Below are 21,516 nucleotides of genomic sequence, written 5' to 3'. Positions count from 1 at the left end.
CGCGTGGCATGCCCAAGTCATCAACATCCCTCGACAGGCGGAAACCCATGACACAGTTCCTCCGTAGAGCTGCCGCGTCAGCCGCAGCGGCCGGGATCGCCCTCGCGGCTCCGGCGGTCGCACACGCCACCGCCGTTCCTCGGGCGACGACAAGCAGTGGGGCGACGAGCGCGCCCGCGTCGTGTGCCAAGCCCTTGTTCCCGGGAGCGCCGGTCTGCTTCGCGCTGATACGCACGGACGTCCACGCCGTGCACGACAACGCGCTCGCCCCGCTGGCGACCCCCTCCGGGTACGGTCCCGCGGACCTGCGCAGCGCCTACGACATCGCGTCGGCCGCGGCCTCAAACGGCGGCGGGGCGACGGTGGCCGTCACCGAACTGGCGGACAACCCCACCCTCGAATCGGACCTGGCGACCTACCGGTCGCAGTACGGCCTGCCGGCCTGCACCACCGCGAACGGCTGCTTCCGCAAGGTCAACGGCAGCGGCCAGCAGGGCAACTACCCGGCGCCGGACTCCGGCTGGGGCACCGAGGCGTCGCTCGACATCGATGTCATCTCCGCGGTCTGCCCGCTGTGCCACATCCTCGTGGTGGAGTCCGGCAACCTGGACGCGGCACAGAACACCGCGATCTCGCTCGGCGCACACTTCATCTCCAACAGCTGGGGCACCGGGGACAGCGCCAACAACGCCGATTCCTCCTACAACCACCCCGGTGTGGTGGAGGTCGCCAGCTCCGGCGACAGCGGTTACGGGACGAGCTTCCCGGCCACCTCACGGTACGTGATCGCGGCCGGCGGCACCTCGCTGCGGAAGAACTCCGGCACCGGGCGGGGCTGGTCGGAGACGGCATGGTCCGGCGCGGGTTCGGGCTGCTCGGCCTACGAGGCCAAGCCGTCCTGGCAGCACGACACCGGCTGCTCCGGGCGAAGCGTCTCCGACGTCTCGGCGGTCGCCGACCCCGGCACCGGCGTCGCGGTCTACGACACCTACGGGCAGGGCGGCTGGTTCGTGGTCGGCGGCACGAGCGCCTCCTCCCCGCTGATCGCCGCCGTCTACGCGCTGGCCGGAGCGCCCGCCGACCCGGCGGCCTCGGTCCTGTACGCACACTCCGGAAGCCTCAACGACATCACCTCGGGCTCCAACGGCTCGTGCGGCGCGTCCTACCTGTGCAACGCCGGAGCGGGCTACGACGGCCCGACCGGCCTGGGCACCCCCAACGGTCTCGGAGCCTTCACCGGAGCCGGCAGCGGCGGCTCGTCGGGCGGGACCGGCCCGGTGACGTCCGGGATGGCCGGCAAGTGCCTGGACGACTTCGCGGGCGCCTCGGCGAACGGCACCAAGGCCGATCTGTGGGACTGCAACGGGACCCCGGCCCAGCAGTGGACCCGCAGCGGCAGCACCCTGACCGTCAACGGCAAGTGCCTGGACGTCACCGGTGCCGCCACGTCGAACGGTTCGCTGGTCGAGCTGTGGGACTGCAACGGCGGCGGCAACCAGGTCTGGCAGCCGGGCGCGAACGGCAGCCTGGTCAACCCGGCCTCCGGCAGGTGCCTGGACGATCCCGGCTTCGCCACCACCAACGGCACCCAGCTCGACATCTGGGACTGCGACGGCGGCGTCAACCAGCACTGGACGCTTCCCTGAACCTGACGGCTCCTACGCAGAAGGTGCCGGCGGAGCGTACGGGCGACCCGGCGTGCGCAGCTGCGCGCCGGGGCGTACCCAGCGGGACGGGGTCGTGCTCGTGCCGTCCGCCACCGGGCACTTTCCGGAGAACACCGGGTTCGGCCGTGCCGCGATCCGTCGTCGGGCTCGCGTGTGCCCGCCGGGATACTGGGGCGCATGCGAATCGACTTCGATCCTGAGCAGCTCGGCCGGAACGCGTTCTACAGGCTCCTCACGGCGACCGTGGTCCCCAGGCCCATCGCCTGGGTGTCCACGACCACCGCGGACGGCTCTTGTGACAACCTCGCCCCGCACAGCTTCTTCACCGTCGCCTGTGTCGATCCGCCCGTCGTGCAGTTCACCTCCGTCGGGCGGAAGGACTCGCTGCGCAATGTCGAGGAGACGGGGGAGTTCGTGGTCAATCTCGCGCCCGAGCACCTCTTCGAGGAGATCAACGCGACGGGGACGGACTTCCCGCACGGCGTGAGCGAGTTCGACGAGGTGGGGATCGCGCGGGAGCCCAGCGCGCGGGTGAAGCCGCCACGGGTGGCGGCTTCACCGGTGGCGCTGGAGTGCCAACTGCACAGCACCGTGCGGCTGGGGGATTCCACCGTGGTGTTCGGGCGGGTCGTGCACGCGGCGGTGTCGGAGGCGGTGCTGGTGGACGGGCATCCGGACATCCAGCGGCTGCGGCCGCTCACGCGGCTGGGCAAGGACGAGTGGGGGACGCTCGGAGAGGTGCTGGAGATCAGCCGGATCCCCGTCCGGGAGTGGGAGGAGGGGCGCCGCCGCTGACGGGACGGCAGGGACGACGGCGGCGAAAACCCTTCGACGCGGGGCGGGGCCGCGGGCCATGATCGGGGCATGTTCCGGCTCGCCTTCCTCGCAGACGCCACCGCGGCAGCGGTCGCGGCGTCGAAGGCCGCCTGCCCGACCGCGGGCGCGAACGCCGCCCCGGCCGGCCGGAACGCGAACGCATCCTTCGACGGCGCCCGACGCTGACCCTCCCCGGACCGATGTCCGGTGGGACCCCGCACGGGGAGGGTCGGACCGGCCAGGGGTTCCCGACTCACCCGGCGTCCCAGGAGGAGACACCGTCATGTCCAAGCAGGCGTACGTGCGCACCAAGCCGCACCTCAACATCGGCACGATGGGCCACGTCGACCACGGCAAGACCACCCTCACCGCGGCCATCACCAAGGTCCTGGCCGACCGCGGCACGGGCACGTTCGTGCCGTTCGACCGGATCGACCGGGCGCCGGAGGAGGCGGCCCGCGGCATCACCATCAGCATCGCGCACGTGGAGTACGAGACGGCGGGGCGGCACTACGCGCACGTCGACATGCCCGGCCACGCCGACTACGTCAAGAACATGATCACCGGCGCGGCGCAGCTCGACGGCGCCATCCTGGTCGTCTCGGCGCTCGACGGCGTCATGCCGCAGACCGCCGAGCACGTGCTGCTGGCCCGGCAGATCGGGGTCGAGTACGTCGTCGTCGCGCTCAACAAGGCCGACGCGGGAGACCCGGAGCTGACCGACCTGGTGGAGCTGGAGGTGCGCGAGCTGCTGGGCGCGCACGGTTTCCCGGGCGACGAGGTGCCGGTCGTACGGGTGTCGGGGCTGCGCGCCCTGGAGGGCGACCCGCGCTGGACGGACGCGATCGGCGAGCTGCTGGACGCGGTCGACGCCTACGTGCCCGTGCCGGTGCGGTACACCGACGCGCCGTTCCTGCTGTCGGTCGAGAACGTGCTGACCATCACCGGGCGCGGCACCGTCGTGACCGGTGCGGTCGAGCGCGGCACGATCGCGCCCGGCGACCGCGTCGAGCTGCACACGGCGGCGGGGGAGCCGGTCACCAGCGTCGTCACCGGCCTGGAGACCTTCGGCAAGCCGATGGGATCCGCGCAGGCGGGCGACAACGTGGCGCTGCTGCTGCGCGGGGTGCAGCGCGGCCAGGTGCGGCGCGGCGACGTCGTCGTGGCGCCGGGCAGCGTCACCCCGCACCGCCGCTTCACCGCGCGCGTCTACGTCGTGCCCGCGGCGGAGGGCGGCCGGCACACGCCGGTCACCTCCGGCTACCGCCCGCAGTTCTACATCCGCACCGCGGACGTGGTCGGCGACGTGGACCTCGGCGACGTGCCGATGGCGATGCCCGGCGACACCGCCGAGGTCACCGTCTCCCTCGGCCGCGCCCTGCCGCTGGAGCCGGGACTCGGCTTCGCCATCCGCGAGGGCGGTCGCACGGTCGGCGCGGGCACGGTGTCCGCGCTGCTCTGAGCCGCGGCCCGGGGCCGGTGGTCCGGCTCCCGCCGCTGCCCGGTACGGTCACCCGTACCGGGCAGCGGCGGGCCGCACCCCGGCCCGGCCGCGCGAAGCTGCACCCGGCGCGGTGCCGGAGGGGCCGCCCGGCAAAGCTGCCGGATCGCCGGGGCCCGCCGGGTGGGCAGCGTGTCCCGCCGCCGGTGGCACCGGCTCCGCCGTGAGCCGCCCGTGGGCGCCGCGCGACAATGGGGCGGTGGACCACGACGAGGAACCCGGCGGACCGGGCGCCGACCCCGCGCCCGTGACGCGTGAGACCGACTTCGGCACCGCACGCCTGCTTCCCGACATCGACCGCGACCGTGCGTGGCTGCTCACCGTGGACGGTGCGCCGCAGTCGTACGTGGATCTCGACGACCCCGGCCACCTCGAATTCGAGTACGTGCGCCGGATCGCGTACGCCGTCGACGCGGTCTTCCCCGGTGCGGAGCCGCTGGACGCGGTGCACCTCGGGGGCGGGGCGATGACGCTGCCGCGCTGGCTCGCGCACACCCGGCCCGGGGCGCGGCAGCAGGTCGTGGAGGCGGACGGGCGGCTCGCCGCGCTGGTCGCGGAGGTGCTGCCGATGCGCGATCCCGTGCCGGTCGTGCACACCGCGGACGCCCGCGCCTGGATTGCCACGGCCGGGGCCGGGACGGCGGATCTCGTGGTGGCCGACGTCTTCGGCGGCTCCACCGTGCCGGCCGAGCTGACGTCGGTGGAGTTCGTACGGGACGCGCTGCGCGTCCTGCGGCCCGGCGGCCTCTACCTCGCCAACCTCGCCGACGCCGCGCCCTTCGCCTTCCTGCGCTCCCAACTGGCCACCGTACGGGCCGCGCTCGCGGCCTGCGCGGCAGACGAAGAGGCGGGCGGCGGCGACGTGTGCGTGCTGGCGGAGCCCACCGTGCTGCGCGGCCGGCGCTACGGCAACGCCGTCCTCGCCGCGAGCCGCCGTCCGCTGCCCGTGGACGCGCTGAGGCGGCGGTGCGCCGCCGACGCCTTCCCCGCGCGCGTTGTCCACGGCGCGGACCTGGTCCGGCTGGCGGGCAGGGCCGCTCCGGTGACCGATGCCACCGCGAGCCCCTCCCCGCCGCCTCCGGAGGGCGCCTTCAGCGTCGGGTGACCGCGCGCGGCGCGCCGCCTTACGCTGCCGCCTCCTCCTCCGCCTCCCGGGCGGGAACCCGGAGCGGCGACGGGTGCCGCGGCGCCATCCGCAGGGTGCGGACGTCGCGGAGCAGCAGCACCGGCGCCGTCAGCAGGACGATCAGCGCGGACGACCCCCACAGCGCGGGCCGCAGGCCGAACGCCGAGGCGGCGGGGCCCGCCGCGGCCACCGCGACCGGGGTCATGGCGACCGAGCCCAGCCAGTCGTAGGCCGCGACCCGTGACATCAGGTCCTCCGGGATCTCCTGGTGCATCGCCAGCATCCAGCCGACCGCGAAGACCTCGATCGCGATGCCGCCCGCGAACATCACCAGCGCGAGCGTCCACGCGGGGAGCAGCAGGGCGAGCGCGGCGCCGGGCAGCGCGAGCGGGAAGACGCACAGGGTGCCGACGAGCAGCACCCGGCGCGGTTTCCAGCGCATCATCAGCACCGCCCCGCACGCCGTGCCGAGCCCGCCGGCGGCCAGTGCCAGGCCCCAGGGGCCCGCGCCGCCGAGGTGGTCGCGGGAGACCAGCGGGCCGTAGACCGACTCGACCGCCGTGAACATGCCGTTGACGACGGAGAACTGCACCACGATGCCCCACAGCCACGGCCGGCTGATGACCTCGCGCCAGCCCTCGCGCAGTTCGCCGAGCACCCCGCCGGTGCGCGGCAGCCGGGCGGCGCCGCCGGTGTCGATACGGGCGCGCAGCACCGCGGCGACCACGAAGCCGGCCGCGTCGGCCGCGAGCACCCACCCGGCGCCGACCGCCGCGACCAGCGCGCCGCCGAGCGCGGCGCCGCCGACGGTGGCCGCGTTGGTGGACAGCCGGTAGACGGAGATGGCCGGGCCCGCGTGCCGGGACTCGACGGTGGCCAGCACCAGGCCCTGGGCCGCGGGCGCGAAGAACGCGTGGGCCCCGCCGCCGACCGCAGTGAGCGCCGCCATCTGCCACAGCGCGGGGTGGCCGGTCAGGACCAGCGCGGCGAAGAGCGCCTGCGAGACCGCGTTGACGACGTTGGCGACGGCCATGACGTGCTGCCGCGGCAGCCGGTCGGCGAGCGCGCCGCCGACGAGCAGCAGCACGACCATCGCCAGCGTGCGGGCCGCGGCGACGACGCCGACGTCCGTGGCGCTGCCGCCCGCCTCGATGACCGCGAAGGCCGCGGCGATCGTCGCGCCCGCGTTGCCCGCGCCGGTGATGAAGGAGGCGCTTACCAGGAGCCGGAAGTCGCGTCCCGCCCAGGGCGGGAGGCCGCGGCGGGCGGTCCGGTGGCCGGCCCGGTGGTCGTCTGCGGTCATCAGGGGACTATCGCCGCACCCCGGGCGTCCTGCCAAACGGTTTACCGGCGGCCGGGCCCCGCGCCCGGCCCCCCGGCTCTTCCGCCCGCCGAGGGACCCGGGCGACGGAGGCGGCTACTGCTTGATCGGCCGGATCGTGGACTTGATCTGGTCGATCACCGACTGCGCGAGCTGGCCGGAGACCCCGGTCCTGGCCCACAGCACCCACACGATCGGGGTCGGGGTCTTCTGCGCCGGGTCCAGCCAGGCGACGGCGTAGGCGACGCCGTTCGACGAGCACTTGTTGGCCTTGGGCACGTTCGTCATCGTGGCCTGCGCCTGCCAGCCGGTGATGCCGTGCGCGTTGTGGAAGGCCTTGCTGTCGAGGGCGGGGGAGACGGTGCCCTTGTCGTTCTCCTGGAAGGCGTACTTCGCCCAGGCCCTGGCCTCGTTCTCGGCGGCGGCCTGGAGGCTGGCGGCGCCCGCGCCGCCCTTGGTGCCCGCGGTGGCGTTGCTGGCGGAGACCTTGCCGTCCTTGCAGGTGTCCTCCATGTAGTACGCGGGGGCACCCACGATGACCTGCGGCTTGCCCGCGTCGTCCTCGTAGCCGACGCTCATGGACTCGCTGCCGACCGTCCAGCCGGGCGGCACGTCGAAGGCCGAGTTGCGCTCGGCGCGCTTGACGACCTTCCAGCCGGGGACGACGGGCTGGACGTCGGTGGAGCCGGCGGGACCGCGCGGGTCGTCCTCGTCGCCGCCCCCGGCCTCCATGGTGCCGGTCGCGGTGGGCGTGGGGGTGCCGGTGGGGGTGGCGGAGCTCGCGGAGACGCTGGGCGAGGTGGTGTCGTGCGCGTCGGTCTTCTTGCCGTCGTCCTTGCCGACGAGGACGACGGTCACCACGACGGCCGCGATCACCGCGAGGGCGGCGCCGATGGCTATCGCGATCGTGGTCTTGTTGCGGCCGGGCGGCTGCCCGCCCCCGGGCCCGCCGGGGAAGGGCTGCGGCGTCGGGTAGCCGACCGGACCGGGCCCGCCCGGCACGGAGTACCCGGGCTGCTGGACCGGTTGCTGGTAGCCGGGCTGGCCGTACGGCGACGGGGTGCCGTACGGCTGGGTCTGCGGGTACGGCTGCGGGGCCGGCGGCTGCTGCCCCGGCGGAACGGGCGGCGGTCCGGGCGGCTGCGCCGGAGGCTGCTGGCCGGACTGCGGGTAGCCCGGCTGCTGCGGGGGCTGCGGATAGCCGGGCTGCGCGTACGGGTTCGGCGGCTGACCGTACGGCCCCTGGGGCTGCTGCGGGGGATTGCCCGCTGGGTACTGCTCTCCGCCGGATTGTCCCCCGGCCTGCTGGTCTCCTGGCCACATGGCTGGAAACACTAGGGGAGCGGGCGCCGTGGTTCCACGCCGGATGGGCCTACTCGCTGGTAACATCCTGGCATGTCCGAGACCTTGCCCACGCCGGCTTCCATAGGCGAATTCCTCACGGCCACCGTGCCGATGGTCCGCACGCTCCGGCTGGAGTACCTGGAGACCACCGCCGAGCGTGCGGTGCTCGCGCTGCCCGACGACCCGGAGTACCACAACCACGTCGCCGGGCCGCACGCCGGCGCGATGTTCACCCTTGCCGAGTCCGCGAGCGGGGCCGTCGTGATCGGCGCGTTCGCCGACCAGCTGGGCCGGGCCGTACCGCTGCCGGTGCGCGCCGAGATCGGCTGGACCAAGCTCGCCCGCGGCCCGCTGACCGCCACCGCGGTGCTCGGCCGGCCCGCCGCCGAGGTCCTCGCGGAGCTGGACGCCGGCACCCGGCCGGAATTCCCCGTCGAGGTGTCGGTGCGCCGCGAGGACGGCGCCGAGACCTCGCACATGACGATCGTCTGGACACTGCGCCCCAACAGCTGAGCCCCGGGAGCCGAGCCCGCCCCCCGCCGACGCGGACCGTGCCGACCCGAGCTGACCGGCCGGAACGCGCGGCGGCCCGGGACGGTTCGCCCGTCCGGTCGGTTAGGCTTCCTGGGAGTGCGCCGGGAGCGCACGTTCGACCGTCGTCGTGGGGAGGGACCTCCTGTGCATGTGCAGGACTGGCTCGACGGCATCCCGCCGGTCGCCGTCTACCTGATGGTGGGTCTGGTGGTCGGCCTGGAGAGCCTGGGCATCCCGCTGCCGGGCGAGATCGTGCTGATGACCGCGGCGCTGATGTCCTCGCAGGGCAACGCCAACCCGTGGCTGGTCGGCACCTTCGCCATCGTCGGGGCCGTCGGCGGCGACTCGATCGGCTACGCGATCGGCCGCAAGGGCGGCAAACCGCTGCTCGAACGGCTCGGCAGACGCTTCCCCTCGCACTTCTCACCAGGGCATGTGGCCACCGCCGAGCGGTCCTTCCAGCGCTGGGGCATGTGGGCGGTCTTCTTCGGCCGCTTCGTCGCCCTGCTGCGGATCTTCGCCGGGCCGCTCGCGGGCGTGCTCAAGATGCCCTACGGCCGCTTCCTGACCGCCAACGCGCTGGGCGGCATCGTGTGGGCCGGCGGCATCACCGCCGTCATCTACTACGTGGGCCAGGTCGCCGAGCCGTGGCTCAAGCGCTTCGGCTACGTCGGGCTGGGCGTCGCGGTGCTCTTCGGCATCGGCTCGCTCGTCCTGGTCAAGCGGCGTGCGGCGAAGGTGCAGGCGGAGATGGAAGCCGCCGCGCCCGCCGAGGAGGCGGCCGAGGTCGCGGCGGCGCCCGCCGAGTAGGCAGCGCGGGCCGGGCCCCCGCGTACGGCCCGGCGGCGCCCGCCTCCTCCGCTCAGCCCCGCCCGTCCCCGACGGCGTCGCGGTGCACCTCGGCGAGCGCCACATAGTGCTCGGCGTTGAGCCGGACCACCGCCCGCTCCTCCTCGGTCAGCTCGCGCCGCACCCGCGCGGGCACCCCGGCGACCAGCGAGCCGGGCGGGACCTGCATGCCCTGCGGCACCAGCGCCTGCGCGGCCACCAGTGAACCGGCACCGATGCGCGCACCGTTCAGCACCGTCGCGCCCATCCCGATCAGCACCCCGTCCTCCACCGTGCAGCCGTGCAGCACCGCGTTGTGCCCCACGGAGACGTTCTCGCCCACCACCACCGGGAAGCCCAGGTCGGCGTGGACCGAGCAGTTGTCCTGGACGTTGGACCCGGACCCGATCGCGATCGACTCGCAGTCCCCGCGCAGCACCGCGTGGTACCAGACGCTCGCCCCGGCGCCCAGCGTCACCCGCCCGAGCACCACGGAGGTCGGGGCCGTGTACGCCGCCGGGTCGATCTCCGGCCGTACGCCGGCGATCCCCGCGACCAGGGCCCCGGTGCGCTGCTCCCGTGCCCCCGCCTGCTGCTCCGCCATCGGACCGCTCCCTCATGCCGTTCCGCCGATCTTCCCCGGCACCGTATACGGTGGCTGCGTGCCCAGGAACAAGAACGTGTTCTTTTCCGAGAACGCGAACACCGCGCCCGTGCCCGCCGCCCCGCCCAGCGGCCGCGGGCTCGCGGCGCGGCGGCGGCGCGCGGTGTCGCGGCTCGTGCACCGCGCCTGGCGCTGGGCGCACGAGACCGCCGCCGTCACCGCGGAGCGCCCCGGGCCGCTGCGCTTCGGCCGCATCGGGCCCGGCACCCGGCTCGCCCACCCGCAGGGCACCGTCTTCGGGGAGCGCTGGATCCACCTCGGCGACTACTGCATCATCGGCGAGCAGGTCACCCTCACCGTCGGCCTGCTGCCGCCCGAGGCCGCGCCCGCGGGCCACCCCCCGCCCGACTACGGCCCCGGCCCGGTGCTGCGGCTCGGGCACGGCGTGGTGCTGGGCCGGGACAGCCATGTGGTGGCGCTCGCCCCCATCACGATCGGCGACAACGTCTTCTGCGGCCCCAACGTCTACCTGACCAGCATCAACCACTCCTACGACGACGTGACCCGGCCGGTCGGCGAGCAGTGGCCGCGCACCGCCCCGGTCGAGATCGGCGCCGGAAGCTGGCTCGGCGCCAACTGCGTGATCCTGCCGGGCGCGCGGCTCGGCCGGAACGTCGTCGTCGCGGCGGGCTCCGTCGTCCGCGGCGAGGTCCCGGACTACGCGGTCGTCGCGGGCGCACCCGCCCGGGTCGTCCGGCGCTGGGACTCCGCGGCCGGGGCGTGGCAGCCCCCGCTGCGCACCCCGGCGCCCGGGGTGCCGCTCGTGGCGGCGCCGGACGAACCGGGCGGGCAACTGCGGCCGGAGGCGGACGAGTTCCAGCAGCCGGCCTGAGCGGGCGGGCCGCGCGTTTTGCTAGATTCGCCGCATGCGCGCCCCCATCGGAGACTTCGACGACGCCCAGCCCGCCACCGAGCGCCGCGACCTGCTGCCGCCGCCCGTCGCGGCGGCCGTCACCGCCGAGATGCTGCACGTGGACAGCGACCCGGAGAAGGCCGACACTGCGGTCTTCGCCGCCACCTACGGCGACGGGCTGCTGGAGGCGTCGGCGAACTGCGTGGTCGTCGCGGGCAAGCGCGGCCAGGACGTCACCCTCGCCGCGTGCGTGGTCCTGTCCGCCACCCGGGTGGACGTCAACGGCGCGGTGCGGCGGCACCTGGGCGCCCGCAAGGCGTCCTTCGCCGCGATGGACACCGCCACCGGCGAGACCGGCATGGAGTACGGCGGCATCACCCCGGTCGGGCTGCCCGCGCACTGGCCGCTGCTGATCGACCCGGCGGTGCTGGACACCCCCTGGGTGCTCATCGGCAGCGGGGCGCGCCGCGGCAAGCTCATCGTGCCCGGCAAGCTGCTCGGCGGCCTGCCGAACGCCGTGATTCTGGACGGGCTCGGCGTCTGAGCCGGGCGGCCGTCAGCCCAGCTGCGGGATCTCGATGGCGGGGCAGCGGTCCATGACCATCTCCACCCCGGCCGCGCGCGTGCGGTCGTAGGCCGCCTCGTCCACCACGCCGAGCTGGAACCACACGGCCTTCGCCCCGATGCCGACCGCGTCGTCGGCGACCTGCCCGGCGAGCGCGGAGTTGACGAAGACGTCCACCACATCGACCGGGAAGGGGATGTCGGCGAGCGAGGCGTACCCCTGCTCGCCCGCCACGGCCTCGGCCTTCGGGTGGACCGGCACGACCCGCTTGCCGTGGCGGCGCAGCACCTCGGCGACGCCGTACGCGGCGCGCGCGGTGTTGTTCGACAGGCCGACCACCGCCCAGGTGTCGCCGCTGTCCTCCAGGATCCGCCGCACCGTCGCGCTGTCGCCGTACATACCGTCCTCCGTCGCCCGTCGTCGCAAGCCCGTACGCCCTGGTCAACCGGGGCAGAGGTACCTCCATTCCCCGCCGGGCCACCCCCTAGTCTGGACCGATGGCGGACTCCTACCTGACGGTGGCGCGCGCGGGCGTGCACGAAAGTGAGATCAAGCGCTCGCGGTTCTTGTGCACGCTGGCCCCCGCCGCCGACGAGGAGGCCGCGCAGGCGGTGATCCGCGAGGTGCGCAGGGCGCACCCGGCGGCCACGCACAACTGCTTCGCGTACGTCATCGGCCCCGACGGGCGGCTGCACCGGGCGAGCGACGACGGCGAGCCGGGCGGGACGGCCGGCACCCCCATGCTCCAGGTGCTGCTGGGCCGCGCGGTCCGCGACACCGTCGCCGTGGTCACCCGCTACTACGGCGGAATCCAGCTCGGCGCGGGTGGCCTGGTCCGGGCGTACGGCGGCGCGGTGTCGGCGGCGCTGGACGAGATCGGCACCGTCGAGCGGCGCCGCCTGGTGCTGCTGACCGTGGTGGTGGACCACGCGCGGGCCGGGCGGCTGGAGAACGACCTGCGCGCGGCCGGCCACGCGCTGCGGGACACCGCGTACGGCGCCGCGGTGACCTTCACCGTCGGGGTCCCGGAGGACGACGTGCCCGCGTTCGCGTCCTGGCTGGCCGACGTGACGGCGGGCGCCGCCACCTGTGAGGCGGGCGGCAGCGCCTACGTCGACGTCTAGGCGGGGTCCCGCAGGAGGGCGGTCACCAGCGCGGCGACTTCTTCTCGTACGAGGGGTCGATGCGCCGCATGTAGCCGGTGTCGTCCCGGTTGCGCAGCCCGCAGCGCACGTACTGCTCGTGCAGCCGGGCCAGCGCGTCGCGGTCCAGTTCGACGCCCAGGCCCGGGGTGCGCGGCACCCGCACCGCGCCGCCGGAGAACTCCAGCGCGCCGGGGACGACGATCTCCTCGGTCTTCCACGGCCAGTGGGTGTCGCACGCGTAGGTGAGGTTGGGCGTGGCCGCAGCCAGGTGGGTCATCGCGGCCAGGCTGATGCCCAGGTGCGAGTTGGAGTGCATGGACAGGCCCAGGCTGAAGGTGCGGCAGATGCCGGCCAGCAGCAGGGAGCGCTGCATGCCGCCCCAGTAGTGGTGGTCGGACAGCACGACCTGCACGGAGTCGCGGGCCACCGCGGACGACAGCTCGTCGAAGGCCACCACGCACATGTTGGTGGCCAGCGGCATGGGCGCCTGCCGCGCGACCTCGGCCATGGCCTGCTGGCCGGGCGTCGGGTCCTCCAGGTATTCGAGGATGCCGTCCAGCTCCCGGGCGACCCGCACCGAGGTGTCCACCGTCCAGGCGGCGTTCGGGTCGAGCCGCAGCGGCACGCCGGGGAAGGCCTTGTGCAGCGCCCGGATCGCCTCGATCTCCTCCTCGGGCGGCATGACCCCGCCCTTGAGCTTGATCGCGCCGAAGCCGTACTCCTCGGTCATCTTCCGGGCCTGGGCCACGATGCCGTCCGGGTCGAGCGCCTCGCCCCACGCGTCGGGCTCCGCGCCCGGGTGGCCGGCCCACTTGTAGAAGAGGTAGGCGCTGAAGGGCACCGAGGAGCGCACCGCGCCGCCCAGCAGGTCGCTGACCGGGAGCCCGGCCGCCTTGCCCTGGATGTCCAGGCAGGCCACCTCGAAGGGTGCGAAGACCCGGTCGGCGGTGCTGCTGCTGGTGATCATGCCGGTCAGGCCGTGGCCGTCGGAGCCGGTGTCGCCGGCCAGCGCCTCGGAGATCCGCCGGTGCATGCCGCCGAGGGTGTGCACGTCCATGCCGGTGATGACGTCGACGGCGGTGTGCAGCCGCCGCAGATGGCCCTCGTCGGCGTAGGTCTCGCCGAGCCCGGTGATGCCCTGGTCGGTGTGGACCTCGACGATCGCCCGCAGCGCGTACGGCTCGTGCACGCCGACGGCGTTGAGCAGCGCCGGGTCGCGGAAGGCGACCGGGGTGATGTCGACGCCGGTGATCCTGATGCCGCCGCTCACCGCGCCGCCTCCGCCGCCACCAGGGCCCGGCCCGCCTCGACGATCCGGGCGAGTTCGGCGAGATCCTCCGGGGTGGGGTCGGTCAGCGGCGGCCGCACCCCGCCGACGTCCAGGCCGCCGAGCCGCACCGCGGCCTTGACCAGCGAGACCGCGTAGCCGGGGGTGCGCTCGCGCAGCGCGATGAGCGGGTGGAAGAAGCCGGCCAGCAACTCCTGCACGGTCTTGTCGTCGCCCGTGGTCACCGCCCGGTGGAAGGCCAGTGAGATCTCCGGGGCGAAGCAGAAGACCGCGGAGGAGTAGAGGTCCACGCCGATGCCGCGGTAGGCGGGCACGGTGCCCTCCGCGGTCGGCATGCCGTTGAAGAACCGGAAGTCCTTGGCGCCCGCCACGGCGTCCGCGCGCACCGCGGTGACGATCCGGGAGAGCTGGTCGAGGTCGCCCAGGCCGTCCTTGAAGCCCACGACCTTCGGCAGCCGGGCCACCTCAAGCGCGGAGGCGACGTCGAAGCGGGCGCCGCCGCGCTGGTAGACGATGACGGGCAGGTCGGTGGCCGCCGTCACCTGGGTCACGTACGCGACCAGGCCCGCCGCGGGAGCCTGCACCAGATACGGGGGCATCAGCAGCAGTCCGTCCGCGCCCGCCTCGGCCGCGGCCCGCGCGAAGGTGCGGGCCAGCGGCAGCGAGCCGCCCGCCCCGGCGAAGACCGGGACCCGGCCGCCGGTCGCCGCGACGGCGGTGCGGACCACGTCGGCGTACTCCCCGGGTTCGAGGGCGTGGAACTCACCCGTGCCGCACGCGACGAACACGCCGCCGGCCCCCGCCTCGACCCCCCGCCGCACGTGTTCCGAAAGAATCGGAAGATCGACCGAATCTTCTGGGGTGAACGGTGTCACCGGGAAGAAGAGCACGCCGTCGAGCATTGATGCCTCTCATTGTCCACACATATGAACGCTCATCATGAATGCGAATCCTTATGGACTGTAGGCGCCCCCTCGCAACCGGTCAATGGCCAGCGGAAATCGCGGCCCGCCCGGACCGTGGGGGCAGGCGCGCCCGTCGGCGGTCATCCTCCGCCCTGGCGGCGGGACATCGGAGCGGGGGGTGTCAGGAGCCCTGCCGAAAGGGATGGTTCGTCCTGAATGCGTCGCGCGTTGTCGAACATTCGACGCGGCAGCTTTCGAATCGTCGGACGAAAACTTCCGGTAGGCCGAAGCGGCGCCCGGTCCGGACCGCACCCACCGGCACGGGCGGGCGCGTATCGCGGGCGCCCCCCGGGCGGCCCCTCCGACGGCCTAGAATCCAGTGATCACCACGGGGACCGGCGGAGGGCGAGGAACGGCGAGGGTGAGCACGCACGGCGAGGCGGCCCGGTGAGGCTGCTGCACACATCGGACTGGCACCTGGGCCGGTCCTTCCACCGGGTGAGCCTGCTGGACGCCCAGCGGGCCTTCCTCGACCACCTCGTCGCCGTCGTCCGCGCGGAGGACGTGGACGCCGTGCTCGTCGCGGGCGACGTCTACGACCGCGCCGTCCCGCCGCTGTCCGCCGTCGAGCTGTACGACCGCGTGCTGCACGCCCTCGCCGACTGCGGCGTGCCCACCGTGATGATCTCCGGCAACCACGACTCCGCCCGCCGCCTCGGCGTCGGCGCCGGACTGCTCGGCCGCTCCGGCGTCCACCTGCGCACCGACCCCGCCGCCTGCGACCGCCCCGTGCTGCTGCGCGACGCCCACGGCGAGGTCGCCGTCTACGGCATCCCCTACCTCGAACCCGCCCTCGTCCGCGACACCCTGGGCGCCGAACGCGCCGACCACCCCTGCGTGCTCGGCGCCGCCGCCGACCGCATCCGCGCCGACCTCGCCGCCCGCCCGCCCGGCACCCGCAGCGTCGTGCTCGCCCACGCCTTCGTCACCGGCGCCGCGCCCAGCGACAGCGAACGCGACATCACCACCGGCGGCGTCGCCTCCGTACCCGCCGCGCTCTTCGCTGGCTTCGACTACACCGCGCTCGGCCACCTGCACGGCTGCCAGACCGTCGCCGACCGCATCCGCTACAGCGGCTCGCCGCTCGCCTACTCCTTCTCCGAGGAGCACCACCGCAAGAGCATGTGGATCGTCGACCTCGCGGCGGACGGCACGATCGACGCCCGGCGCGCCGACACCCCCGTACCGCGCCGCCTCGCCCGGCTGCGCGGACGGCTCGACGACCTGCTCGCCGACCCCGCGCACGAGGCGCACACCGACTCCTGGGTCGAGGCCGTCCTCACCGACCCCGTACGCCCCTACGAGCCGATGGCCGCGCTCGCCCGGCGCTTCCCGCACATCCTCAGCCTCGGCTTCGAGCCCGACGAGCGGCCCGACGACGGCGCCGCCTCCTACGCCGGCCGCCTCGCCGGGCGCGACGACCGGCAGATCGCCGAGGACTTCGTCCGCCACGTACGCGGCAGCGACCCCGACGCGCACGAGAGCCGGCTGCTGCGCGACGCCCTCGACGCGGCACGCGCCGCCGCCACCGCCGCGGAGCGCGACTGATGCGACTGCACCGGCTCACCCTCACCGCCTTCGGCCCCTTCGCCGCCGGGCAGTCCGTCGACTTCGACGCGCTGTCCGCCGCCGGGCTCTTCCTGCTGCACGGCCCCACCGGCGGCGGCAAGACCTCCGTCCTCGACGCGGTCTGCTTCGCGCTGTACGGACAGGTGCCCGGCGACCGGCCCGCCACCCGGCTGCGCAGCGACCACGCCGCGCCCGGCACACCCACCGAGGTCGTCCTCGACCTCACCCTCGGCGGCAGGCGGCTGGAGATCACCCGGCGGCCCGAACAGCCCCGCGCCAAGAAACGCGGCACCGGCACGACCACCGAACGGGCCGTCACCCTGCTGCGCGAGCACACCGCGGGGGAGTGGCGGGCGCTGTCCAAGTCGCACCAGGAGGCGGGTGAGGAGATCCGGCAGCTGATCGGGATGAGCTGCGAGCAGTTCTGCCAGGTGGTGCTGCTGCCACAGGGCGAGTTCGCGACCTTCCTGCGGGCCGGGGCGACCGAACGGGCCGCGCTGCTCGGCCGGCTCTTCGACACCCGGCGCTTCCGCTCCGTCGAGCACCGGCTGCGCGACGACAAGCTCGCGGCCGCCGCACGGCTCGCCGACGGCGACCGGCGCACCGCGGACGTCACCGCCCGCATGCGGCAGGCCGCCGGTCTCGGCGAGCAGTCCGGGGACGGCTTCGGACTGCTCGCCGACGCCGCGCTGCTGCGCTGCACCGCCCGCGAGCAGCACGACATCGCGCGCACCGCCCTCGCCCGCGCCGAGGCCGTCCACACCGCCGCCGCGGCCGCCGCCCGGGAGGCCCGCGAGCGGTACGCGCTCCGGCAGCGCTACGAACAGGCCGTACACCGCGCCGCCGCGCTCGCCGCCGAGGCCCCCGCGCGCGCCGCCGCCCGCGCCGCGCTGACCCGCGCACAGCGCGCCACCACCGTCGAACCCGCCCTCACCCGCCGCGACAAGGCCGCCGCCCTGCACGCGGAGGCCCGCACGGCGGAGCAGACCGCGGCCACGGCCCTGTCCGCCGCGGGAGAGCCGGCCCTCGCGGTGCCGCCGCAGCAGACCGGCGGTACCGCCGACACCCAAGGGACGCCGGGGGCAGAGCGGGCGGCGGAGCCCGGCGGGGGCGACCCGGTCGCGTCGGGTGATGCCGCCCCGGACAGTTCCCGGCAGCCGCCCCCGACCCCGGGAGCCGGGGACGCACCCGGTGCCGGGTCCGCTGCGGTGAGCGGCGAGGACGGCCGGGGTGCGGACGGTGGTGGCCGGGGGGCCCGGGAGGTCGGCGACGGGTCAGGCCTGCTGAGCGGCCGGGGTGCGGACGGTGGTGGCCCGGGGCCCCGGGAGGTCGGTGACGGGCTCGGCGGGCTGGACGGCCGGAGTGCAGACGGTGGTGGCGTCGTGCCGGCGGCCGGGCATGTGGCCCAGGGGTCCGCTGGGCTGGGCGGCGGCAACGGCCGGGGTACGCACGCCCCCGGCCTCGTGCCCGGGGCCAGGGAAGGGGCGGGTGCCGGGCACGCGCGGAGTCTCGTCCCGTCGGCCCGGGAAGCCGCGGGACCGGCGGGCGGGCTGCGGGCCGATGGGCTGGAGCAGCGGGCGGGGGAGTTGCGGGAGGTGCTGGGCGGGCTCGGCGCGGCCGCCGAGGCGGAGGCGCGGGTACGGGAGGTCGCCGCCCGGCGGCAGTCGCTGGAGCGCGAGGAGCGCGACGACGAGGAGGCCGTCCGGGACGCCGGCGGCTGGCTCGCCGGGTGGCCGCGGGAACGGGCCGCCCTCCAGGCCCGGCTCGACGCGGGCCAGGAGGCAGCGGCCCGCGCCGCCGCCCTCGCCGCCGAGCTGACCGCGGCCCGGCAGCGCCGGGACGCCGCCGCCCGCCGGGACACGCTCGCCGCCGAACTGGGCACCGCGGAGCAGTCCGCCCGCGCGGCCCGCGACCACGCCGCCGACGCGCGCGAGGCCTGGCAGGACCTCCGGGAGAGCCGCATCTCCGGCATCGCCGCCGAACTCGCGGAGGGCCTCACCGCGGGCGAGCCCTGCCGCGTCTGCGGCTCCGCCGAGCACCCCGCGCCCGCGCGGCCCGCCGGGCGGCACGTCACCCGCGCCGACGAGGACGCCGCGTACGCCCGCTTCCAGGACCGCGCCGCCGCCTACGACGCGGCCCGCGAGAACGCCGCCCGGCTGGGCGCCGCGCTGGAGGCGGCCACCGCGGCCGCCGGGCCCGTCCCGTACGCCGAACTCGCCGCCCGCCACGGGGAGGCGGCCGCCGCGCACGACGCCGCCCTGCGGGCCGCGGCCGACGTCCCCGAGGCGCGGGCGGCCCTCGGCCGCGCCGAGGGGGAGCGCGACCGGCGCACCGCGCAGCAGCAGGAGGCCCAGCGCCGGGCCGCCGCCCGTACCTCCCGGCGCGAGGAACTGGACGAGCAGTACGAGCGGTTGAGCGGCGAGGTGGCCAGGGCGCGCGCGGGGCACCCGAGCGTCGCCGCCCGCCGCGAACGGCTGTCGGCCGCCGTCGCGCTCCTGGACCGCGCGGCCCACGCCGCCCGGGACCGCGCCGACAGCGCCGAACGCCTCGCCGAGGCCGAGTCCGCGCTCGCCGAGGCCGCCGCGCGGGCCGGTTTCCGCGACGCCGCCGAGGCCGCCGCGGCGCTCCTCCCGCCGCCGCGCCTGTGGGAGGCCGAGCGCCGGGCCGGGACCTGGGACCGCGAGGAGGCCGCGGCGCGCGCCGCCGTCGAGGCCGCCGCGCAGGCCCTCACCACCGCGGCACGGGCGGCGGCGGACCAGGACGGCCCGCGGAGCGCCGTACCGGAGCACGGGGACGCCGACCCCCTCACCCTGCTGCCCGCCCCCGACCCCGCCGCCGCGGAGGCCGGTCTGGCGGCCGCCGAGGCGCGGCTGCGGCGGGCGGCGGCCGGGGAGTCCGCGGCCGGGACGCGGTGCGCGGAACTCGACCGGCTGGGGCACGAGGCCGCCGCGCTGGTGCGGGAGCTGGCCCCGGCCCGTACCGCGTACGAGCGGCTGGCCCGGCTGTCGGACCTCGTCTCGGCCACCTCCGCCGACAACCGCTTCCGGATGGAGCTGGAGACGTACGTGCTGGCCGCGCGGCTCGAACAGGTCGCCGCGGCGGCCGGGGTGCGGCTCCAGCGGATGTCCGGCGGGCGCTACACCCTCGTGCACAGCGACGCGCGGGGCGGCGGGCGGGCCAAGTCGGGGCTCGGCCTGGTCGTGGTCGACGCCTGGACCGGCACCGAGCGGGACACCTCCACCCTGTCCGGCGGCGAGACCTTCTACGCCTCGCTCGCCCTCGCGCTCGGCCTGGCCGACGTCGTCACCGACGAGGCGGGCGGCATGCGGCTGGACACCCTCTTCATCGACGAGGGCTTCGGCAGCCTCGACGAGCAGGCCCTCGACGAGGTCCTCGACGTGCTGGACGGGCTGCGCGAACGGGACCGCGCGGTCGGCATCGTGAGCCATGTCGCCGACCTGCGCGACCGCATCCCGGCCCGGCTGCGCGTCAGCAAGGGCCGTGACGGTTCGACGCTGAGCCAGCGCACCGCCTGACGGCGCGTCCTGCGCCGCGCCCGTCCGGTCTCACAGCACGAGCGGGCGGCGCTCCAGCGGCGAGGAGTAGACGACGCTGGTGGTGACGGCGCCGAGCCCGGACAGCCGCCCGGTCGTCTCCTCCAGATGCCGCATGGAGCGGGCGGCGACCTTCATCACGAAGCAGTCGTCCCCCGTGACGTGATGCGCCTCCAGCACCTCCGGGGTGCCGGCCAGCAGGTCGTGGAAGGGCTTGTAGTTGCCGTGCGGATAGCGCAGCCGCACCAGCGCCAGGATCGGCAGCCCGATCCGCTCGGGGTCGATCACCGCCGAGTAGCCGGTGATGACCCCCGCCTCCTCCAGCCGCCGCACCCGCTCGGTCACCGCACTCGGCGACATGGCGACGGTACGGGCCAGCTCGGCGAAACTGGCGCGGCCGTCCCGCTGCAGGGCTTCCAGCAGCTTCCAGTCGGTGGCGTCCAGGGAATACGCGGTCATGCCCGACCAATATAGGGGATTCCCCGGCCGATCGGCCCGGACGCCGGGGAACGGTCCTTCCTGGTCCCGCGTACCGACCGTAGAGTTCCGGCCATGATCATCGAAACCGCCGCCGAGGCCACCCCCGCACCCGCCGTGACCAGCGAGAACCCCGTTCTGCGCGTCCCCCCGGCCACCCCCGCGGAAGCCGCCGCGCACTTCGCGGCGAGCCTCGCCTTCCACACCGACGTGTCCGACGTCGCCGCGGCCCTGGCCACCGCCGCCGAGACCGGCGCGCACCCCGGCTTCATCCTCGTCGACACCCGCAGCACCGAGGCGTGGGAGCAGGGCCACGTCCCCGGCGCCGTCCACCTGCCGACCGCGCAGATCCCGCAGCTGGCCGACGCGTTCCTGGACCGCGCGGTCCCGGTGGTCGTGCACTGCTGGGGCCCCGGCTGCAACGGCGCGACCCGGGCCGCGTACGCCCTCGCCTCCCGGGGCTACCAGGTCAAGGAGATGCTCGGCGGCATCGAGTACTGGATCCGCGAGGGCTTCGGCTACGAGAGCGCCGAGGGCGCAGAGCAGCGCGCCGCCGACCCGTTGACCGCCCCGGTCGGCGCCGACGACTGCGGCTGCTGAACGGCGCCCGCGGCGGCGCGTACGGCAGCGGGGCGTCAGGCGGGCAGATCCCGCAGCTCGTACGCCCACAGCTCGCCCCGGTCGGCGACGCGCACGAAACCGACCCGGCCGAGCACCGCCTGCGACGCGCCGTTGCCCGGCTCGGTGGTGGCCAGCACCCGGTCCACCCCGGGCTGGCCCAGCGCCCACCGGCACAGCGCCCGCGCCGCGTCGGTGGCCCAGCCCTTCCCGCGGCCGGACGCGGACAGGTCGTAGCCGATCTCGACCGCCCCCGCGTCCGGCGGGCCGTGGAAGCCCGCGCCGCCCAGCGCCGTGCCGTCGGCGGTGCGCTGGATCGCGAAGACACCCCAGCCGGGCCGGTAGAGCCCGGCGACCGCGGCGGCCACCGTCATCGAGGCCGCGCCTATCGTGCCCTCGCCCGGGGCGCCGTCGATCCAGACCAGCCCGGCGGGCTTGCCCTCGGCCAGTTCCGCGGCGTCCCGCGGCAGTTGCTCGCGCAGTGTCAGCCGCCCCTCGGTCAGCACGAGCCGACCGCCGTCCAGCGAAGCGTGCAGGGTCATCGGCCGTACCGCCTTGTCCAGGAGCAGAGGAGAAGTGCCGGGGACGGTGGTGGCGGGCGGGCGGCGCCCCCCCGGGGCCCCCCCCCCCCCCCCCCCGAGACACACCGAGGAATCCCCCGCCGGGGGGGGCGGCCCCCCC

The 21,516-nt window shown here is 75.4% G+C and carries 21 protein-coding genes; 13 read left to right on the top strand and 8 right to left on the bottom strand.

Going from position 1 to position 21,516, the window contains the following annotated elements:
- Positions 1 to 248: 248 nt before the first annotated feature.
- The 5 genes from ACWERV_RS04305 (at position 249) to ACWERV_RS04285 (ending at position 5,089) form a co-directional block, all read left to right on the top strand.
- Positions 249 to 1,646 carry a ricin-type beta-trefoil lectin domain protein gene (locus ACWERV_RS04305; protein ID WP_452928569.1) on the top strand — a complete coding sequence of 466 codons (1,398 nt, stop codon included), beginning with the start codon at positions 249 to 251 and terminating at the stop codon, positions 1,644 to 1,646.
- 198 nt (positions 1,647 to 1,844) lie between these two features.
- On the top strand, positions 1,845 to 2,462 hold the full coding sequence (locus ACWERV_RS04300) for a flavin reductase family protein (protein WP_452928566.1): 618 nt from the start codon (positions 1,845 to 1,847) through the stop codon (positions 2,460 to 2,462).
- 69 nt (positions 2,463 to 2,531) lie between these two features.
- Positions 2,532 to 2,669, top strand: a complete 138-nt coding sequence (locus ACWERV_RS04295; RefSeq protein WP_452928563.1) for a hypothetical protein — start codon at positions 2,532 to 2,534, stop codon at positions 2,667 to 2,669.
- 97 nt (positions 2,670 to 2,766) lie between these two features.
- Positions 2,767 to 3,945, top strand: coding sequence for an elongation factor Tu (gene tuf / locus ACWERV_RS04290; RefSeq protein ID WP_452928560.1), 1,179 nt, complete (start codon positions 2,767 to 2,769; stop codon positions 3,943 to 3,945).
- 238 nt (positions 3,946 to 4,183) lie between these two features.
- Positions 4,184 to 5,089 (top strand): spermidine synthase, encoded by a 906-nt coding sequence (locus ACWERV_RS04285; protein WP_452928557.1) that lies wholly within the window; start codon positions 4,184 to 4,186, stop codon positions 5,087 to 5,089.
- 19 nt (positions 5,090 to 5,108) lie between these two features.
- On the opposite strand, the gene ACWERV_RS04280 is transcribed toward ACWERV_RS04285, so the two are convergent.
- Positions 5,109 to 6,413, bottom strand: a complete 1,305-nt coding sequence (locus tag ACWERV_RS04280) for an MFS transporter (protein WP_452928554.1) — start codon at positions 6,411 to 6,413, stop codon at positions 5,109 to 5,111.
- A 114-nt stretch (positions 6,414 to 6,527) separates the two neighbouring features.
- On the bottom strand, positions 6,528 to 7,754 hold the full coding sequence (locus ACWERV_RS04275) for a hypothetical protein (protein WP_452928551.1): 1,227 nt from the start codon (positions 7,752 to 7,754) through the stop codon (positions 6,528 to 6,530).
- A 72-nt stretch (positions 7,755 to 7,826) separates the two neighbouring features.
- Between ACWERV_RS04275 and ACWERV_RS04270 the strand changes: the two genes are divergently transcribed.
- The gene (locus tag ACWERV_RS04270) at positions 7,827 to 8,288 is read left to right on the top strand and encodes a DUF4442 domain-containing protein (protein ID WP_398190410.1); all 462 of its coding nucleotides are present in this window, start codon (positions 7,827 to 7,829) and stop codon (positions 8,286 to 8,288) included.
- 165 nt (positions 8,289 to 8,453) lie between these two features.
- Positions 8,454 to 9,119, top strand: coding sequence for a DedA family protein (locus tag ACWERV_RS04265; protein ID WP_452928549.1), 666 nt, complete (start codon positions 8,454 to 8,456; stop codon positions 9,117 to 9,119).
- A gap of 52 nt (positions 9,120 to 9,171) precedes the next feature.
- On the opposite strand, the gene ACWERV_RS04260 is transcribed toward ACWERV_RS04265, so the two are convergent.
- Positions 9,172 to 9,741 (bottom strand): gamma carbonic anhydrase family protein, encoded by a 570-nt coding sequence (locus ACWERV_RS04260; RefSeq protein WP_452928546.1) that lies wholly within the window; start codon positions 9,739 to 9,741, stop codon positions 9,172 to 9,174.
- 58 nt (positions 9,742 to 9,799) lie between these two features.
- Between ACWERV_RS04260 and ACWERV_RS04255 the strand changes: the two genes are divergently transcribed.
- A complete protein-coding gene (locus tag ACWERV_RS04255; RefSeq protein WP_452928544.1) occupies positions 9,800 to 10,633 on the top strand; it encodes an acyltransferase in 834 nt (277 codons plus the stop codon).
- 34 nt (positions 10,634 to 10,667) lie between these two features.
- Positions 10,668 to 11,198, top strand: coding sequence for a YbaK/EbsC family protein (locus ACWERV_RS04250; RefSeq protein ID WP_452928541.1), 531 nt, complete (start codon positions 10,668 to 10,670; stop codon positions 11,196 to 11,198).
- Between the two features lie 12 nt (positions 11,199 to 11,210).
- Here ACWERV_RS04250 and ACWERV_RS04245 read toward each other — a convergent pair whose 3' ends face one another.
- Positions 11,211 to 11,618: a CoA-binding protein gene (locus tag ACWERV_RS04245; protein ID WP_452928539.1), complete on the bottom strand. Its 408-nt coding sequence runs from the start codon at positions 11,616 to 11,618 to the stop codon at positions 11,211 to 11,213.
- A gap of 98 nt (positions 11,619 to 11,716) precedes the next feature.
- Here ACWERV_RS04245 and ACWERV_RS04240 point away from each other — a divergent pair, with 98 nt between their 5' ends.
- The gene (locus ACWERV_RS04240) at positions 11,717 to 12,343 is read left to right on the top strand and encodes a YigZ family protein (protein ID WP_452928536.1); all 627 of its coding nucleotides are present in this window, start codon (positions 11,717 to 11,719) and stop codon (positions 12,341 to 12,343) included.
- 22 nt (positions 12,344 to 12,365) lie between these two features.
- Here the strand turns inward: ACWERV_RS04240 and ACWERV_RS04235 are convergent, their stop codons facing one another.
- Positions 12,366 to 13,634, bottom strand: coding sequence for a glucarate dehydratase family protein (locus ACWERV_RS04235; protein WP_452928533.1), 1,269 nt, complete (start codon positions 13,632 to 13,634; stop codon positions 12,366 to 12,368).
- On the bottom strand, positions 13,631 to 14,554 hold the full coding sequence (locus ACWERV_RS04230) for a 5-dehydro-4-deoxyglucarate dehydratase (protein WP_452928530.1): 924 nt from the start codon (positions 14,552 to 14,554) through the stop codon (positions 13,631 to 13,633). The genes ACWERV_RS04235 and ACWERV_RS04230 overlap by 4 nt, the downstream gene beginning before the upstream one ends.
- A gap of 450 nt (positions 14,555 to 15,004) precedes the next feature.
- On the opposite strand from ACWERV_RS04230, the gene ACWERV_RS04225 reads away from it, so the two are divergent.
- Together ACWERV_RS04225 and ACWERV_RS04220 are read left to right on the top strand one after the other, a co-directional pair.
- Positions 15,005 to 16,165, top strand: a complete 1,161-nt coding sequence (locus ACWERV_RS04225) for an exonuclease SbcCD subunit D (protein ID WP_452928527.1) — start codon at positions 15,005 to 15,007, stop codon at positions 16,163 to 16,165.
- Complete coding sequence (locus tag ACWERV_RS04220) at positions 16,165 to 19,722, top strand: AAA family ATPase (protein ID WP_452928525.1); 3,558 nt, start codon at positions 16,165 to 16,167, stop codon at positions 19,720 to 19,722. The genes ACWERV_RS04225 and ACWERV_RS04220 overlap by 1 nt, the downstream gene beginning before the upstream one ends.
- A gap of 30 nt (positions 19,723 to 19,752) precedes the next feature.
- On the opposite strand, the gene ACWERV_RS04215 is transcribed toward ACWERV_RS04220, so the two are convergent.
- Entirely contained in the window at positions 19,753 to 20,199 is a 447-nt protein-coding gene (locus ACWERV_RS04215; RefSeq protein WP_398190372.1) for an Lrp/AsnC family transcriptional regulator, read from the bottom strand.
- Between the two features lie 93 nt (positions 20,200 to 20,292).
- Between ACWERV_RS04215 and ACWERV_RS04210 the strand changes: the two genes are divergently transcribed.
- The gene (locus ACWERV_RS04210; protein WP_452928522.1) at positions 20,293 to 20,817 is read left to right on the top strand and encodes a rhodanese-like domain-containing protein; all 525 of its coding nucleotides are present in this window, start codon (positions 20,293 to 20,295) and stop codon (positions 20,815 to 20,817) included.
- 35 nt (positions 20,818 to 20,852) lie between these two features.
- On the opposite strand, the gene ACWERV_RS04205 is transcribed toward ACWERV_RS04210, so the two are convergent.
- Positions 20,853 to 21,377 (bottom strand): GNAT family N-acetyltransferase, encoded by a 525-nt coding sequence (locus ACWERV_RS04205; RefSeq protein WP_452928519.1) that lies wholly within the window; start codon positions 21,375 to 21,377, stop codon positions 20,853 to 20,855.
- Positions 21,378 to 21,516: the final 139 nt, after the last annotated feature.

The organism is Streptomyces sp. NPDC004031, from assembly GCF_053604375.1.
Note: the sequence above shows the minus strand (reverse complement) of the source record. Positions and strands in the feature narration are given on the sequence as shown.